The organism is Bradyrhizobium sp. Gha, from assembly GCF_900113735.1.
GTDB lineage: Bacteria > Pseudomonadota > Alphaproteobacteria > Rhizobiales > Xanthobacteraceae > Bradyrhizobium.
On the sequence record NZ_FOQM01000016.1, the window covers coordinates 1 to 16,183 of the forward strand.

At 63.8% G+C, this 16,183-nt stretch carries 16 protein-coding genes; 10 read left to right on the forward strand and 6 right to left on the reverse strand.

The window, feature by feature from the left end:
- Window positions 1-494 precede the first annotated feature (494 nt).
- The 3 genes from BM222_RS19695 (at window position 495) to BM222_RS19705 (ending at window position 3,100) form a co-directional block, all read left to right on the forward strand.
- On the forward strand, window positions 495-1,964 hold the full coding sequence (locus tag BM222_RS19695) for an AMP nucleosidase (protein ID WP_177243327.1): 1,470 nt from the start codon (window positions 495-497) through the stop codon (window positions 1,962-1,964).
- A 120-nt stretch (window positions 1,965-2,084) separates the two neighbouring features.
- The gene (locus tag BM222_RS19700; protein ID WP_092230571.1) at window positions 2,085-2,702 is read left to right on the forward strand and encodes a tetratricopeptide repeat protein; all 618 of its coding nucleotides are present in this window, start codon (window positions 2,085-2,087) and stop codon (window positions 2,700-2,702) included.
- 122 nt (window positions 2,703-2,824) lie between these two features.
- Entirely contained in the window at window positions 2,825-3,100 is a 276-nt protein-coding gene (locus BM222_RS19705) for a DUF1488 family protein (RefSeq protein ID WP_092230574.1), read from the forward strand.
- A gap of 21 nt (window positions 3,101-3,121) precedes the next feature.
- Here BM222_RS19705 and BM222_RS19710 read toward each other — a convergent pair whose 3' ends face one another.
- On the reverse strand, window positions 3,122-3,604 hold the full coding sequence (locus tag BM222_RS19710) for a CinA family protein (protein ID WP_092230577.1): 483 nt from the start codon (window positions 3,602-3,604) through the stop codon (window positions 3,122-3,124).
- 160 nt (window positions 3,605-3,764) lie between these two features.
- Between BM222_RS19710 and BM222_RS19715 the strand changes: the two genes are divergently transcribed.
- Genes BM222_RS19715 through BM222_RS19725 form a run of 3 tightly spaced genes read left to right on the forward strand, consistent with a single transcriptional unit; the run spans window position 3,765 to window position 6,371 of the window.
- Window positions 3,765-4,823: an amidohydrolase family protein gene (locus tag BM222_RS19715; protein WP_092230580.1), complete on the forward strand. Its 1,059-nt coding sequence runs from the start codon at window positions 3,765-3,767 to the stop codon at window positions 4,821-4,823.
- A gap of 25 nt (window positions 4,824-4,848) precedes the next feature.
- Window positions 4,849-5,958 (forward strand): amidohydrolase family protein, encoded by a 1,110-nt coding sequence (locus tag BM222_RS19720; protein ID WP_092230583.1) that lies wholly within the window; start codon window positions 4,849-4,851, stop codon window positions 5,956-5,958.
- Entirely contained in the window at window positions 5,958-6,371 is a 414-nt protein-coding gene (locus BM222_RS19725; RefSeq protein WP_092230586.1) for a Rieske (2Fe-2S) protein, read from the forward strand. Before BM222_RS19720 ends, BM222_RS19725 begins: the two co-directional genes overlap by 1 nt.
- Before the next feature lie 2 nt (window positions 6,372-6,373).
- Here BM222_RS19725 and BM222_RS19730 read toward each other — a convergent pair whose 3' ends face one another.
- Entirely contained in the window at window positions 6,374-7,720 is a 1,347-nt protein-coding gene (locus tag BM222_RS19730) for an MFS transporter (RefSeq protein WP_092230588.1), read from the reverse strand.
- 108 nt (window positions 7,721-7,828) lie between these two features.
- Window positions 7,829-8,755, reverse strand: coding sequence for a transcriptional regulator GcvA (locus tag BM222_RS19735; RefSeq protein ID WP_092230592.1), 927 nt, complete (start codon window positions 8,753-8,755; stop codon window positions 7,829-7,831).
- A gap of 110 nt (window positions 8,756-8,865) precedes the next feature.
- Here BM222_RS19735 and BM222_RS19740 point away from each other — a divergent pair, with 110 nt between their 5' ends.
- Together BM222_RS19740 and BM222_RS19745 are read left to right on the forward strand one after the other, a co-directional pair.
- Window positions 8,866-9,069, forward strand: coding sequence for a DUF1127 domain-containing protein (locus BM222_RS19740; protein ID WP_092230596.1), 204 nt, complete (start codon window positions 8,866-8,868; stop codon window positions 9,067-9,069).
- A gap of 81 nt (window positions 9,070-9,150) precedes the next feature.
- The gene (locus tag BM222_RS19745) at window positions 9,151-9,774 is read left to right on the forward strand and encodes a GNAT family N-acetyltransferase (RefSeq protein ID WP_092230599.1); all 624 of its coding nucleotides are present in this window, start codon (window positions 9,151-9,153) and stop codon (window positions 9,772-9,774) included.
- Window positions 9,775-9,840: 66 nt separating this feature from the next.
- On the opposite strand, the gene BM222_RS19750 is transcribed toward BM222_RS19745, so the two are convergent.
- On the reverse strand, window positions 9,841-10,671 hold the full coding sequence (locus BM222_RS19750; RefSeq protein WP_092230602.1) for an enoyl-CoA hydratase: 831 nt from the start codon (window positions 10,669-10,671) through the stop codon (window positions 9,841-9,843).
- Window positions 10,672-10,681: 10 nt separating this feature from the next.
- The gene (locus BM222_RS19755; RefSeq protein ID WP_092230605.1) at window positions 10,682-11,383 is read right to left on the reverse strand and encodes an SDR family NAD(P)-dependent oxidoreductase; all 702 of its coding nucleotides are present in this window, start codon (window positions 11,381-11,383) and stop codon (window positions 10,682-10,684) included.
- A 244-nt stretch (window positions 11,384-11,627) separates the two neighbouring features.
- On the opposite strand from BM222_RS19755, the gene BM222_RS19760 reads away from it, so the two are divergent.
- Both BM222_RS19760 and BM222_RS19765 read left to right on the forward strand, forming a co-directional pair.
- Window positions 11,628-13,412, forward strand: a complete 1,785-nt coding sequence (locus tag BM222_RS19760) for an acyl-CoA dehydrogenase family protein (RefSeq protein WP_092230982.1) — start codon at window positions 11,628-11,630, stop codon at window positions 13,410-13,412.
- A gap of 76 nt (window positions 13,413-13,488) precedes the next feature.
- Entirely contained in the window at window positions 13,489-14,577 is a 1,089-nt protein-coding gene (locus BM222_RS19765; RefSeq protein WP_092230610.1) for a Zn-dependent alcohol dehydrogenase, read from the forward strand.
- Between the two features lie 117 nt (window positions 14,578-14,694).
- On the opposite strand, the gene BM222_RS19770 is transcribed toward BM222_RS19765, so the two are convergent.
- Window positions 14,695-16,167 (reverse strand): amidase, encoded by a 1,473-nt coding sequence (locus tag BM222_RS19770; protein WP_092230613.1) that lies wholly within the window; start codon window positions 16,165-16,167, stop codon window positions 14,695-14,697.
- Between the last annotated feature and the right edge of the window lie 16 nt (window positions 16,168-16,183).

Sequence of the window (16,183 nt, forward strand, 5' to 3'; positions counted from 1 at the left end):
CCCGGCTCCGCCATGCGCGAACTCGCGCTGACCCGCTTGTCTTCCTTCGGCATCAAGAAGGCAAACGCAATGGCTTTGCGTCGCCCAGTCGACCCCGACGAACCATTGTGCACCGTCGACCATGATAGGGATCTCCTCCTCGTTCTCGAAGCGGGCCACCGCGATCCTGATCGATCCCTGTACTGGCGCTCTCGGCGCAATGACCTCCTACTGGATCTCGATCGCGGCCGCTCCGTCGGGGCGCGGTTCCTACGCAGGTGCTCAGGCACAGGTGGATAAGGCTGCTCCCGGCAGATCGGCCCGTGCTGCCAGTCTACATCATTGGACTGGCGCCGAACGACAAGAAGGGTACAGGGTGGGTCAGGCGAAGCCGTAAGCCACCACTTCTCTATCCGAGAAAGCAGAAGTCGTGGGTCGCGCTGCGCTAAGCCATCCTACGAGACCTTCTTCTTTGCTATAGTTCGACTCAAGCCCAACAACCCGGCGGTCGAACCATGCAATCTCCACCCTCCATCGCCACCAAGTCCTTCACCGACGCGGGTCTTGCCGTCGCCCGTCTTGAGGAGATCTACGAACGCAACACCAAATTCCTGCGCGACCGGTTCGAGGCTTATGTCGCCGGCGAGGCGATCACGACGCGGGTGCGGGCTTATTATCCCTTTGTCCGTCTCACCACTGCGACGCATGCGCGGCTGGATTCGCGTCTCGCTTATGGCTTCGTCGCCGGTCCAGGCGTGCATGAGACCAGCGTGACGCGCCCGGATCTGTTTCGCGCCTATCTGACCGAGCAGATCGGCCTGTTGATCCAGAACCACGATGTGCCCGTCGAGATCGGCGAGTCCGCCGAGCCGATCCCGATCCACTTCGCCTATCGCCGAGACATCAACATCGAAGCCGCCATCACCACCAGCGAGAATTCGCCGGTCGCGCGATCGCTGCGCGATGCGTTCGACGTGCCTGACCTGGCCACCATGGATGATTCCATCGCCGACGGCACCTTCGAGCTTCACCCCGGCGCGCCGGAGCCGCTGTCGCTGTTCCGTGCCGCCCGCGTCGATTATTCGCTGCGGCGGCTCTACCACTACACCGGCACTGATCCCGAGCATTTCCAGAATTTCGTGATCTTCACCAACTACCAGTTCTATGTCGATGCCTTCGCGCAGCTCTGCCAGCAGCGGCTTCAGTCCGGCGAGATCGGCCTCGAAGCATTCGTCGCGCCCGGCAACATGATCACGCATAGCGGCGGCGCAACGACCGGAGACGCGCCTGCGCGTGCGCCGCAGATGCCGGCCTTTCATCTGAAGATGCCCGGCTATCGCGGCATCAGCCTGATCAATATCGGCACCGGTCCGTCCAATGCGCGCAACGTCACCGATCATGTCGCGGTGCTGCGGCCGCATGCCTGGCTGATGCTCGGACATTGTGCCGGCTTGCGCAACACGCAACGGCTCGGCGATTACGTGCTCGCGCATGGTTACGTGCGCGAGGACCACGTGCTCGATCGCGAGCTGCCGCTGTGGGTGCCGATCCCGGCGCTGGCCGAGATGCAGGTCGCGCTGGAGCAAGCGGTCGAGGACGTCACCGGGCTCGAGGGGTTCGAGCTCAAGCGCCTGATGCGCACCGGCACTGTCGCCAGCGTCGACAACCGCAATTGGGAGATTTCCGGGCCCGAAGTGATCCGCCGCTTGTCGCAGTCCCGCGCGGTTGCGCTGGACATGGAATCGGCCGCGATCGCCGCCAATGGTTATCGCTTCCGCGTACCCTATGGCACGCTGCTTTGCGTCTCCGACAAGCCGCTGCATGGCGAGATCAAGCTCGCCGGCATGGCCAGCGAGTTCTATCGCCGCCGCGTCGGCCAGCATCTCGATATCGGGCTGAAGGCGCTGGAACGGCTCAAGCAGCAGGAATCCGAGCGGCTGCATTCGCGCAAGCTCCGCAGCTTCGCCGAGGTTGCGTTTCAGTAAGGACAACAGAACTGTCATACGAACGCTGATGTCTCCATGCGCACAGCGCCCCGGAATATTGCCGTCGAGGCAGGGTTATCAATTCGTCCGGGGCCGCTTGAAACGTCACAGGAGACGAAGATGTTCGCGAGAATGATCAGGCTCGTCACGCTGGGTACATTTGCGGCAGCCTTATTGAACGCGCCGGCGTTTGCCGCGGGCGGCGGAGGTGGGGGTGGAGGCGGCGGGGGCGGAGGCGGAGCCGACCCCTTTGCTGCGGCGTCTTCGAGCCAGCAGCAACCGCAGCCGGTCTATCCAAAGCGGACGGGCACCAAGGCAACCCAGAAGGGCAAGAAGCCGCAAAACCAGTCCAGTATCGACGATCCCGCATTCGCGGCCGGCTACCGCATGGCCTATGACACCATCTACGAGCGCAACGATTATGCGACTGCGATCGCGCAATTGAAGTCGCTTGGTCATGACGACCATCCGAACGTCGCCAACCTCATCGGCTACTCCTACCGCAAGCTTGGGGACTACGAGCAGTCGCAGGTCTGGTACGAGCGCGCGCTGAATGCGGATCCGAACCACGTCCTGACGTGGCAGTATTATGGTCTGTGGCAGCTCGAGCGTGGTAACCGCGAGCAAGCGCTCTATCACCTCAGCCGCATCGCAGCCATCTGCGGGACGGATTGCGAGGAGTATCGATCGCTGGCCGCGGCCCTCGACAAGCCGACCGGAACTGCGTTCGCCTATTGACGTCAGCGAAGCGCCCGCGCTGTTGCGGGACTCCGCATGACGGCCTGTCTCCTGGCGTGGATGGTGACAAAGCGCCAGATTTTCAGCATTGTCCCGTTCGGGGGAGCGAACGGGACAAATGGATGCCGCTGACGCGCGACAAGATCATCGGCCATGACGTCGAACGTCTGGCCTTTCGCTTCACCATGATGAGCGGCGACGAGGTCGTGCAATGCCAGATCAGCGATGCCGCGATGGACGAGCTCGCCGGCATGCAGGGCACCGAGAGCAGCGCGCGGCAGGCGCAATTTACGTCACTGCGCCAGACCATCGAACGGATCGCGTCGGATCTTTACGACGAGGCGCCGCGGTTCAAAGGCTATGTGGTGCGGATTTTTGTGCGGCATTTGGCAGGGTGATTGCTGCTGGCGCTCGAAAGCTCACCCCTCCAGCTTCCTCAGCAACAGCTTCAACGCAGAGGCGGCGAACACCTGCATGTTGGCGAACCTGTCGTTGCTCCCGGTCTCCAGCGTCATCACCTCCGCTGCCGGTCCGGCAACGGCCATGCAGCTATGGCCGGCGGCATCGCCGTAGCGGTTGCCGGTCGGGCCGGCCGCGCCGGTCTCGGACAGGCCCCAGTCGGAGCTGAAGCGGCCGCGCATCTGCTCGGCCAGGAGCTTCGCATAGGGCTCCGAGGACGAGCGAAACCCCTTCATTCCTTCGTCCGAAATATCCATCAGCACGCGCCGGGCGTCACGGGTATAGACCACCGCGCCGCCAAGGAAATACGCTGACGCGCCGGGAACGGCGAGCAGGCTCGCCGCGATCAGACCGCCGGTGGAGGATTCCGCGACTGCAATGGTCTGCTTGCGCGCGATCAGTTTTGCTGCGACCTGTTCCGCAATGCCGACGAGTTCTTTCATTCCTTGACCTCTTATTCCTGCGCAAACGAGCTCAGCCTTCCTAGCATATGCCAGCGGCCTTGGCCGAGTTGCGGGTGACGGGCAGGCCTGCTTGAATAGCGACAACGCGGAGCGGCCGGGTACCGCCCGCGAGAAGAGGAAACGTGAGAAGGGAGACGTGATGGCGTCCCTGATCGCGGGTGGCGTGGATTGCGATGTGCATCCAGCCGTGCCGCATCTGACCAGCCTGCTACCTTACCTGAACGACTACTGGCGCGACCAGGTGACGACGCGCGGCATGGTCGATCTCGTCTCGCAATCCTACCCAAAGAACTCGCCGATCGTGGCGCGGCCCGATTGGCGCCCAGAGAATGGCAAGCCGGGCGAAAGCCTGGCGGACATGCAGCGTCATGTGCTCGATCCCTTCCAGCTCAAGCACGCCATCTGCAATCCGCTCTATGGCGTGCAGATGGTGTTTTCCGAAGACATGCAGACTGCCTTCTGCCGCGCGCTGAATGAGTGGCTGGCGAAGGAGTGGCTCGATCGCGATTCCCGGCTGCGCGGCTCGATCGTGATCCCGACGCAGACCGTCGAGAAATCTGTCGTCGAGATCGAACGCTGCGCGCAGGACAAGCGTTTCGTGCAGGTGCTGATGCTTGTCATGGGCGACACGCCGCTCGGCAAGCGCGCGCTGTGGCCGATCTATGAGGCGGCGGAGCGGCTCGATTTGCCGATCGGCATCCACGCGGGTTCCGCCTATCACAATCCGCCGACTGCGGTAGGCTGGGGTTCCTACCATATCGAGGATTATGCCGGTCAGGCCCAGGCGTTCCAGACCCAACTCACCAGCCTCATCGTCGAGGGCGTGTTCGCCAAATATCCGCGGCTGAAAATGGTCATGCTGGAATCCGGCGTCTCCTGGCTCTCGCCCTATCTCTGGCGCCTGCACAAGTTCTGGCGCGGGGTGCGGATGGAGACGCCCTGGGTCGATCGCGCGCCGCTCGAGATTGTGCGCAGCAACATCCGTTTCTCATTACAGCCATTTGATGCGCCGCCGGACGAGGCGACATTAATTCGCCTGTTTGATCATATGCAGTCCGACCAATTGGTCCTATTCTCCACGGACTATCCGCACTGGCAGTTCGACGGCCAGGACGCTCTGCCCGCGGGTCTTACCCCCGATCTCGTGCGCAAGATCATGATCGACAATCCGCATGCAACCTATCCCCGTCTGACGTGAGCCCGCTGCCAAAGGAGGCAAGGCGATGAATATCCAGTTCCGTGAGAGCCAAGAAGCCGCTTCCCCCCTGATATCAAAGACTGCGATTGCGGACTGCGACATCCATCCGGCACGCGCAACGCGGACCGAGCTCTATCCTTATTTGGCCAAACGCTGGCAGCATCACCTCGAAGTCTACGGCGTTCATGCCTATCAGGGCATGATGGAAGGACCGCCTTATCCGAAGGCCCAGCCAAACGCGTCGCGCCGCGACGCCTATCCGCCGGAAGGCGGGCCGCAGGGATCGTCGCTCTCCTTCATGCAGAAGCAGCTGCTCGATCCGAACAATGTGCAGCTTGGCGTGCTCAATCCACTCAACACCGGGCAGGGTATCCGCAATCACGACCTCTCGGCGGCACTCTGCTCGGCGGTCAACGACTGGCAGATCGACAAATGGACCAGCAAGGACAAGCGGCTGAAAGCCTCGATCGTCGTCGGCAATGAAGACGGTTTGTCGGCCGCGGCCGAAATCCGGGAGCGCGCCGGCGACAAGAACTTCGTTCAGGTGCTGCTGCTCAGCCGCAATGTCGAGCCGCTCGGTCAGCGCCGCTACTGGCCGATTTATCAGGCCGCGGAGGAGGCGGGCTTGCCGGTCGGTGTCCACGCTTTCGGCTTTGGCGGCAACCCGATCACGCCGTCAGGATGGCCGTCTTATTACATCGAGGAGATGGTCGGGCATTCGCAGTGCCAGCAATCGGCGTTGGCGAGTCTCGTGCTCGAAGGCGTGTTCGAGCGCTTCCCGAAATTGAAGATGGTGATGATCGAGGCCGGTTTCGGCTGGGCGCCGTCGCTGGCTTGGCGGCTCGACAAGGTCTGGCAGCGCCTGCGCAGCGAGGTGCCGCATGTGAAGAGGCCGCCGTCGGAATATATCCGCGAGCAGGTGTGGTGGACGACGCAGCCGATGGAAGATCCTGAAAGCCGCGAGGACCTGTTCGATGTCATCAAATGGATCGGCTGGGATAGATTGTTGTTCGCGACCGACTATCCGCATTGGGATTATGACGAGCCGTCGCGCGTGCTGCCGGCGGGCGTGAGCGAGGCCAACCGCGAGGCGTTTTATCTTGGGAATGCACGCGCGCTCTACGGGATCAATTGATGGCGCGGCATGTGATTGCCGCGGTCGATGAGCTTCCGCCCGGCACGCGAAAATTTCTGGAGATCGACGGACGGCCGATCGCGGTCTTCAACATCAAGGGCGAGTATTTCGGGCTGATGAACCGTTGCCCGCACCAGGGCGCGGCGCTGTGCGAGGGACCGCTGATCGGGCTCGCGCAGTCAAAGGAACCGGGCGAGATCGCGTATACGAAGCTCGGCGAGATCATTCGCTGCCCCTGGCACGGCTGGGAGTTCGACATCCGCACCGGCCAGTCCTATTGCGATCCCCGCCGCTTTCGCGTGAAGGCCTACCCGGCGCGTGCTGAGCCGGGCGCGGCTGTGGTGAAGGGGCCGTATGTCGCCGAGACTGTCACGGTGAAGGTCGAGAGCGACTACGTGGTGGTGGAGCTCTAACCCTAGTGTCCTGCCGCCGGCTCCGTTGCCGTATCGTATGCCGGCACCGCCTGCTTGCCGCCGCGATAGACGATCAGTGCGGCGATGATGCCGAGCGCCGCGCCGAACATGAGCCAGTATGCCGGCGAGGCTTTGTCCCCGTTGGTCGCGCTGATCAGTTTGGTCGCGATGGCGGGCGTGGACGTGCCGAAGATGCCGGCGGCCAATGCGAAGGCGATCGAGAAACAGGTGGTCCGGACATGTGCCGGCACGATCTCGACCAGGCATCCCAGCATGGTGCCGCTGTAGACGCCAAAGTAGAACGAAAACATCATCTGCACCGCCAGCAATTTGCCGAGGGTTGGCTCCGCGGCGAGCCAGCGCAACGCCGGATACGCGGTGAGCAGCGAGAGGATGGCGATGGTGACCAGGACTGGCTTGCGGCCGATCCGGTCAGATACCGCGCCGCCGACCGGATTCCAGATGAAGTTGGTTACCGCGACCAGAAGGGTCACCAGCAACGTCCCCGTCGGTGAGAGGTTCAGCTGCTTGCCGAAGCCGGGGGCGTAGACCGTGATGAAGTAGAAGGTTGTCGTGGTCAGCACGGCGATCATCATGCCGAGGATGACGATGCGCCAGTTCGCGATCGCCGAAGCAAACACTTCGCGCGCGGTCGGATGCTTCTTCATGGCCAGGAAGGCCGGCGTTTCCTCGAGCGAGCGCCGTAACATGAAAATGACGGGGATGATGATGCAGCCGACGAAGAACGGGATACGCCACTTCGCGATTCCGCCGAAGACATCCAGGAAGGTGTCGCCCGGCATGGCTTCTCTCAGGATGAAGCCGATGATCGCCGCGACGAAGATCGCGACCTGCTGACTGGACGACTGGAACGAGGTGTAGAAGCCGCGATTGCCTGGTGTCGCGATTTCGGACAGGTAAACAGAGACGCCGCCAAGCTCCACGCCGGCCGAGAACCCCTGGATCAGGCGGCCGATCAGGACGATGACCGGAGCGGCAACACCGATCGCCGCGTAAGACGGGCAGAACGCGATCACCACGGTGCCGAGCGCCATGAGCGCCAGCGTAACGATCAGGCCCTGGCGTCGACCGATGCGATCGATGTAGGAGCCGAGCACGATGGCGCCCACGGGGCGCATCAGCGCGCCGAGCCAGAACACGCCATATGCGTTGAGCAGCGCGGCGGTGTCGTCGGCAGCAGGGAAAAACGCCTTCGCGATGTCCTGCGCATAGAAGCCGAACAGGAAAAAGTCGAACTGTTCGAGGAAATTGCCCGATGTTGCGCGCAGGATCGCGCCGATGCGAGACTTGATCTGGGGCGGATTGGTTGATGCGGCTGGTCCGGCCATGACGCTATTCCCTCAAAACGTGGCCGGACCGAAGCTGGTTTCTCGCAGCATGCGACAGATGTGTGGTGCGGCAATCCGACATACCCCTGCGGGCTGCCCATCCCGGAGTCAATGAATTTCAGGCTCCAGGCTGTTGATTCCGTGAGTCTTATTTTGCGTTGCAGCAATCAGCCATTGCCGGAACGCAGCGAGCTTCGGTGTCTCGCGGCGGCCGTCCGGTGAGACGAGATAGAAACCGGCATTCGACGGCAGCGCGATTCTGAAGGGCACCACGAGACGGCCTTTGGCGATGTCGTCCTGCACGTAGGACGTCCGTCCCATCGCGACCCCCATGCCGTCGATTGCCGCCTGCACGGTCATGAACGTCATGTCGAAGGTGATGCCGGGCTGCTGCGACATGCCCGTCGCGAGGCCCGCCGCGGTCAGCCAGAGGCGCCAATCATCGCTGTTGTTGGTGTGTAGCAGCACGTGGTCTTTCAGATCCGCAGGTGTACGCAACGGCTTGTCGCCACGCAGCAGCGACGGGCTGCACACGGGAAACAACTCATCCGCCATCAACCAATCGGCTCGCACGCCCGGCCATTGGCCGCGCCCATAGCGGATGGCGGCATCGACGTTGTCGCGCTGGAAATCGACCAGGCTCGTCGATGTGGTGATGCGGACGTCGATGCCGGGGTGGCTCTCCTGGAAATCGGTCAGCCGCGGCAGCAGCCACTTTGCGGCGAGGGATGCAATGGTCGAGACCGTCAGCACCTTGTCGTCGTCCTTGCGCAGCAGACGGTCGGTGGCCAGACGAAGGTCATTGAACGCGGCGCGCACACCCGGCAGGTAGTCGCGCGCTTCCGGCGTCAGCGCCAGTGCGCGGTTCTGCCGGATGAACAGGCGGATGCCGAGTTCCTCCTCCAGCCTGCGGATCTGATGGCTGATCGCGGTCTGGGTCACGTTCAGTTCGCTTGCCGCCAGCGTGAAGCTGAGATGGCGCGCCGCAGCCTCAAACGCCCGCAATCCGTTCAGGGAGGGTAATCTGGCAGTCATTTGGCAGCAGGGTGCATGAGCTTATATCATGCGAAAGGGTACAAAATGTCGTTTGTGGCAGCGCACTGAGAAGCAGATATTAGCCTGCAAGTTAGCTCAAGGCGCTGAAAATGTCCACTTTGACCCACAATTCAATGACAAATCGTCATGCACCGGGCCTGATCCAGCAGATCGGCGAGACCCTCCATATCTGGCATGAGCGCTACCGGACCCGACGTGAGCTGAGCAATTGGACCGCCCGCGACCTCCATGACGTCGGCCTGTCCTGGACCGACATTGCCTACGAGGCCGACAAACCCTTCTGGCGGGCCTGATTGGCCGCCAGGCCGGCGTCGCCTGATCACAGGGGCGCCGGCGGTCCCTTCTTCAGACATTCTCCCTTCAGGGCTCATGTCATGAGCACTTATCGCCTGGAAGACCTGGCGCAATATTCGGACAGGCTGCGCACCCGGCAAGGCGAGGCCCTCAACGTCCGCTTCGTCGAGCCTGGCGACACCGACGAGCTTCAGCATTACTTCCGTTCGCTCTCGACCCGCTCCCGCTACAACCGCTTCTTCGGCGCGATCAGTGAGCTGCCGAAGGGGCTGTTGCACGACTTCCTCGCGGTCGGCGAGCGTGAGCGTTTCACCGTCGTTGCGACCAGGGCGGTCGATGGCTTCGAGACGATCGTTGCCGAGGCGCGCTATGCTCTTCATGAGGAGACATCGACGCTCGAGTTCGGCCTCTCGGTCGACGACCGCTGGCATGGTCACGGCATCGCGACTGCGCTTCTGAAAAATCTCGAATGCCGCGCCGCCGCGCTCGGCGCCCAGCATATCTTCGGCGACACGCTGCGCTCCAACCAGACCATGATCTCGCTCGCGCGCAAATCCGGGTTTGCTTTCGTCAATCATCCCGACGACTGGAAGCTGGTGCGCTTCGAAAAGGAGATCCACGTCGCGCCAAAGGACATTCCGTGCGCGAGTTGGCGTCTCGCCGCACTTTCCCGTCAGGCCGAACGCCCCTCAGCCTCGGCCTGACATCACTCCAAGCCCGGCCTGGCCAAGCCAGAGCCGGGCTTTTTTTGCTCTCACACAGCGAAGCGCCTACTTCCCCGTGAACACCGCTTTCCGTTTCTCGATGAACGCCTGCACCGCCTCCTTGTGATCCGCTGTCGTGGTCAGGCGGATCAGGCGTTCGGCTTCGTGATCCCTGGCGGTCTCGAAATCGAACTGCAGGGCCTCGTCGAGATTGTCCTTCATGTAGCGCAGCGCCAGGCGCGGGCCCTCGGCGAGGGATTTTGCCAGGGCGATCGCCTCGGCTTGCAGCCTGTCGTCGGGCACGACACGGTTGACGAGGCCGATCGTCTCGGCGCGCGCGGCATCGACGCGATCGCCGGTGAACAGCAGCTCGCGCGCCCGCGCGGTGCCGACAAGGCGCGTCAACAGCCAGGCGATGCCGTAATCGCCCGAGAGCGCGACGCGGGCGTAGCCGGTGGCGACGAAGGCCGATTGCGCGGCAATGCGGATGTCGCAGGCCATGGCGAGGGCCAGCCCGGCGCCGACCGCGGGGCCGGGCAGGGCTGCGATGGTCGGCTTGCGCACCGACACCAGCGCGCCGGTCAGCAGCCGCTGTCGCTCCTGGAGATCGGCGACACGATCCTCCAGCGACATTTCCAGCTTCTTGGGGGCGCGATGCGCACCCATGCCCTTGACGTTGCCTCCGGCGCAGAACGCCGCCCCGGCGCCGGTGATGAGCAGTGCGCCGACATCGGGATTCTCGCCGCAGCTGCGGATCATCGTCCGCAGGGCCGGCGTCAGGGTGTCCGACAGCGAGTTGCGCGCCTCCGGCCGGTTCAGCGTGATCACAGCGACACGGTCGCGAATGAGGCAGAGCAGTTCGCTCGTGCCGGTATCGATGGTGGTTTCCGTGCTCATGCTACGTCCCTCAAAACTTCTCGACCCAGGGACGCAGCTCCAGCTCCCAGCTCCAGGCGCTGCGTGGTTGCTGCAATACGTTCCAATAGCTCTGCGCGATCGCATCGGGATCGAGCATCGAATCCGGCCTGTCTGCTGCCTCCGCGCGTGTCGCGCTGCGGATGCCCCCGTCGATCACGAAATGCGCAACATGGATGCCCTGGGGCGAGAGCTCCCGCGCCATGCTCTGCGCCAGCCCGCGCAGCGCGAACTTGCCCATCGCAAATGGGGCGGATTGCGCATAGCCCTTGACGCTGGCCGAAGCGCCGGTGAACAGGATCGCGCCATGCTTGCTCGGCAGCATGCGCTTCGCCGCCTGCTGCGCCACCAGGAAGCCGCCATAGGCGCTGACCGCGATCGCGTTCGCGACGTCGGCCGGAACCAGGTCGACGAACGGTCCGCGGGCGCGGCCGCTGGCGTTGTAGACGACGAGATCGGGCGCGCCGATCTCGCGCTCGACCAGGCCGAACAGGCGTTCGACCTCCTCGGGCTCGGTGGCGTTGCAGGCATAGGCCTTGGCGCCGATCTCGCCACAGAGCGCGCCAAGCTTCTCGATCTTGCGCGCGGCCAGCGCGACGCGGATGCCTTGCGCGGACAGCAGCCGCGCCAGCGAGGCGCTCAGGCCTTCGCCGGCGCCGACGATGAGTGCGATCTTGTATGTCGGGTGTTCCATGATGTGGTCTCTGGCGTGATCTCTCGGGGACGGGAGCCGCTGATCTATGCATCCGCTATGCGGGCAACCAGCCGGGGCGTTGGAGCAGTCGATCACAATTCCGCAGAGCGAATTGCTCCTTCATGGCGATCATGCCTCCTTGACAATTTGCGGCTTTATCGCTGCTCGCGGCGGGAGCATGATCGACATCATCTCAAGCGGCAAGCGTCAAGAATGCCGCCGGGCGGAAGCGAAGAGGACGATCATGCACGAGCCGGTCACAGCGCAGCCGAATGATGTCGCGGCCGCACCGTCGGGTCTCCTGGCGCCCGATACATCAGGCATGAACTTCTATCGTGCCGATCAGGCGCTCACTGATGTCCTGCGCATCCATCTGCCGGACAGCCTTTTCCGCCATATCGAGCCGCATCTCGATCGCCTCGGCGAACTGGCCGGCGGCCGTCTCGACGAATGTGCGCGGCTTGCCGACCGGCACACCCCGGTGCTGCACCAGCGCGACAAGTTCGGTCGCGACGTGCAGTGGATCGAATATCATCCTGCCTATCGTGAGCTGGAGAACGCCGCCTTTGGCGAGTTCGGCATCCATGCGCTCTCGAACCGCAAGGGCATCATGGGCTGGCCGGACAAATATCCTGTTGTGGCCAAGCACGCCTTCACGTTTCTGTTCAACCAGACCGAGTTCGGCATGGGATGCCCGGTCAACGTCACCGACGGCTGCGCCAAGCTGCTGGCGAACTTCGGCAGCGAAGCGCTGAAGGCGAAATATCTCGATGGCCTGACCCAGACCGACATGAGCAAGCTGACCCAGGGCGGCCAGTTCATGACCGAGAAGGAAGGGGGCTCCGACGTCGGCACCCTGACCACGCGCGCGGTGCAGGAGGGTGATCATTGGCGCCTCTATGGCGAGAAATGGTTCTGCTCGAACGCCGATGCGAAAGTCGTGATGCTGCTGGCGCGGCCCGAGGGCGCCGGCCCCGGCACGCGCGGTGTCGGGCTGTTCCTGATGCCGCGCTTCCTCGATGACGGCTCGCAGAACCAGTACCGGATCGTGCGTCTGAAAGACAAGCTCGGCACGCGTTCGATGGCCTCGGGCGAGATCAAGCTCGAAGGCGCGATCGCCTATGCCGTAGGCCGGCTCGACCGCGGCTTCGTGCAGATGGCCGAGATGGTCAATTCGTCGCGGCTCTCCAATGGCGTGAAATCGACCGCGCTGATGCGCCGTGCCTATCATGATGCGCTTGCCGTGGCGAAGAACCGCGTCGTGTTCGGCAACCGTATCATCGATCTGCCGCTCGGCCGGCGCCAGATGCTGAAGATCATGCTGCCGGTCGAGCAGGCGCTCTCGATGAGCTTTCTGACTGCCGACGCGCTCGATCGCGCGGAAGCCGGTCGCCAGGATGCGGCGGCGCTGCTGCGTATCCTGACGCCGACGCTGAAATTTCGCGCCACCCGTGACGCGCGAAAAGTCTGCGGCGATGCGCTCGAGATGCGTGGCGGCATCGGCTATATCGAGGAATTCGCCACGGCGCGTTTGCTGCGCGACGCGCATCTCGGCTCCGTCTGGGAAGGCACCGGCAACATCGTCGCGATCGATGCGCTGCGGCGCGCCGTCGGCCGCCACGGCGCGGAATCCGCGCTGGCAGCCGATCTGCATGCCCGGCTGGACGACAGTGCCTCCGTGCCGCAGGTCTGGCGCGACAAGCTGCGCGGCTTTGTCGATCGGGCCGTCGGCTTTGCGCGCGAGGTCGCTGGCAAGGCTGACAACGAAGCCGATGCGCGCCGGGCGACGAGCCTGCTCTATCACGTCGCAAGCGCGGTCGCGCTGGCCTGGGAAGCGCACCGCATCCACGAGATGCGGGGCGACGCGCGCCGGCTGCTCTTGTCGCGGCTGGTGATCGACCATCGCGTGATGCCGAGCGATCCGTTCCGGCTGACGGAAAATGTTGCGCGGGCGAAGATCGCGGAGCTGCTGCTCGGCGATCGCCACGCTTCCATGAGCGACGTTGGCGAACTGGTTGTGGCGGCGTAGGCTTACTTCACCTCTCCATTCGGGAGAGGTGAAGAGCCGACGACAAACGACAAAACAGCAAACGAGGGAGCACTCGATGAAGGCCGCCGTCCTTTATGAAGTCAACACGCCGCTGGTCATCGAGGATGTCAGCCTGCCGAAGCCCGGCCCGCGCGAGGTGTTGATCCGTACCGCGGTCGCGGGCCTTTGCCACTCCGACCTGCATTTCATGGAAGGCCTTTATCCGCATCCGCTGCCGGCGGTGCTCGGGCATGAATCGGCCGGGATCGTCGAGCAGGTCGGCTCGGATGTCACCTACGTCAAGCCCGGCGACCACGTCGTGACGTGTCTTTCGGTGTTCTGCGGCACCTGCGATAATTGCACGACCGGCCGCACCGTGCTCTGCACCGACACCACCGTGAAGATGTTGCCGGGCGCGTCGAACCGGATGCAGTGGAACAGACCGGAGAAGCTGAACCAGTTCCTCAACCTCTCGTCCTTTGCCGAGCAGATGCTGGTGCACGAGAACGCGATCGTCAAAATCCGCGAGGAGATGCCGCTCGATCTCGCGGCGTTGATCGGCTGCGGCGTCATCACCGGCTACGGCGCAGTGGTGAACACAGCGAAGGTGACTGCGGGTGAGACCGTCGCCGTGATCGGCTGCGGCGGCGTCGGCATGGCCACGATCAATGGCGCGCAGATCGCCGGCGCCGGCCGCATCATCGCCATCGACACCAATCCGGCCAAGCTGCAACTCGCGACCAAGCTGGGCGCGACCGACATCATCAATCCCGCTGACGGCGACGTGGTGAAGCAGGTGCGCGATCTCACCAACGGCGGCGTGCATCATTCCTTCGAGGTGCTCGGCCGCAAGGAGACCGCCGAGCAGGCGTTCGGCATGCTCGCCTCCGGCGGCACCGCCACCATCGTCGGCATGATCCCGTTCGGCCAGAAGATCGAGCTGCACGGCTTTGACTTTTTGCGCGAGCGCCGGATCCAGGGCTCGTCCATGGGCTCGAACCACTTTCGTGTGGACATGCCGCGCCTGGTCGATTTCTACTTGCGCGGCCGGCTGCACCTGGAGGACTGGATTTCGGCCAAGCTGAAGCTCCCCGAGATCAACGAGGGTTTTGCCAACATGAAGGCGGGCAAGACGCTGCGCAGCGTGATTGTGTTCGATAGCTGAGCCACGAAGCGCGAACGGGCGCCGTCATTGCGAGGAGCGCAGCGACGAAGCAATCCAGATTGCCGCCGTGGAAAGATTCTGGATTGCTTCGCTGCGCTCGCAATGACGAGGCGGACGTCAATCGTCAAACATCTTCGGCGGCACGAAGCCGCCGAATTCGCGCTCGATCAGCTCGGCAAGCTTCAGCGGCGTGCGGTCTTCCAGCCACGGGCCGACGATCTGGACGCCGACCGGCAGTCCGTCCGGGGCAAAGCCTGTCGGAATCGCGGTCGCGGGCAGGCCGGGCAATGTCGCGATGCCGGGCCAGGCGAGCTGGTCGGTATAGACCCGCTCCTTGCCGTCGATCACGATTCGGCGCTGCTCCTGATCTTCCGAGTGATCGTGAGGATAAGCCGGCGTTGGCATGATCGGGCAGATCACGGCATCGAAGGATTTGAACAGCTCGTGCCATTGCGCGCGCAGCCGCGTCCGGCCGCCGCGGGCGATCAGCCAATCGCGATGGCTGAGCGCGATGCCGCGCAGGCGTTCGGCCTGCAGGCTGTTGTTGTCGGCCGGCAATGTGGCTGCTGCTGCAACTGCGCCGGCGTAGAATTCGGGCAGAAAGCTGGCAGCGAGGAACGACAGCAGCATCCGCATATAGAGGCGCGAGGACGCCGCGAAATCCGGCAGCAGCGGACTGCTGCGCTCGATCTTGACGCCAGCCTTGGCGAGGTTGTCGGCGAGCGTGTTGATGCTGCCGCGCACGGCGGCGTCGGTCGGTAGCACCGGATCGGTGTCAATCACGAGGACGCGGAAGTCTTTCAGCGAGCCGTGACGCGCGGCAGGAAGTTCGAGCCGGTAGGCCTTGCCGTTCTCGAGCGGATCGGGGCCGGCCATGACGTCGAGCAGCAAGGATAGATCGCCGGCGCTCCGTGCCATCGGGCCGATCACCGCGAGATCGCGCTCGTAGGCCAGGGGCGGAGCAGGCGGTGGCGTATGGCCGCGCGATGGCAACAGATCGAAGGTCGGCTTGTGCGCGTAAACGCCGCAATGAAACGCCGGCACGCGCAGCGAGCCACCGATGTCGGAGCCGATCGAGAGCGGACCATAGCCCGCGGCCAGCGCCGCAGAGGAGCCGCCGGAGGATCCGCCGGGCGTGCGGCCGAGATCGTAGGGGTTGTTGGTCGTGCCGTAGACGTCATTGTAGCTCTGCCAATCGGCGAGCGCGAGCGGCACGTTGGTCTTGCCGAGCACGATGGTGCCGGCGTCCTTCACGCGCGTGACCGGCAGCGCGTCTTCCTCGGCAATGAAGTCCCTGTGCGCGGGATCGCCCCAGGTCGTGGGCAGGCCGGCGATATTGTAGGATTCCTTCACCGTCATGGGCAGGCCGAGCAGCGGTTTCCGCTCGCCGCGGGCCAATGCGGCGTCAGCCTCGCGTGCGGCGTCCAGCGCGCGGTCGAAGTCGCGGACACAGATCGCGTTGACCTTGCCGTCGTGACGTTCGATGCGGTCGATCGCATCCTGCGTGAGCTCGACCGAAGAAACCTTCTTCGCGGTCAATGCGGCCGACAGCTCGATCGCGCTCTTGAAACTCCATTCCGATTTCGCCACGGCATGCTCCTGCGCT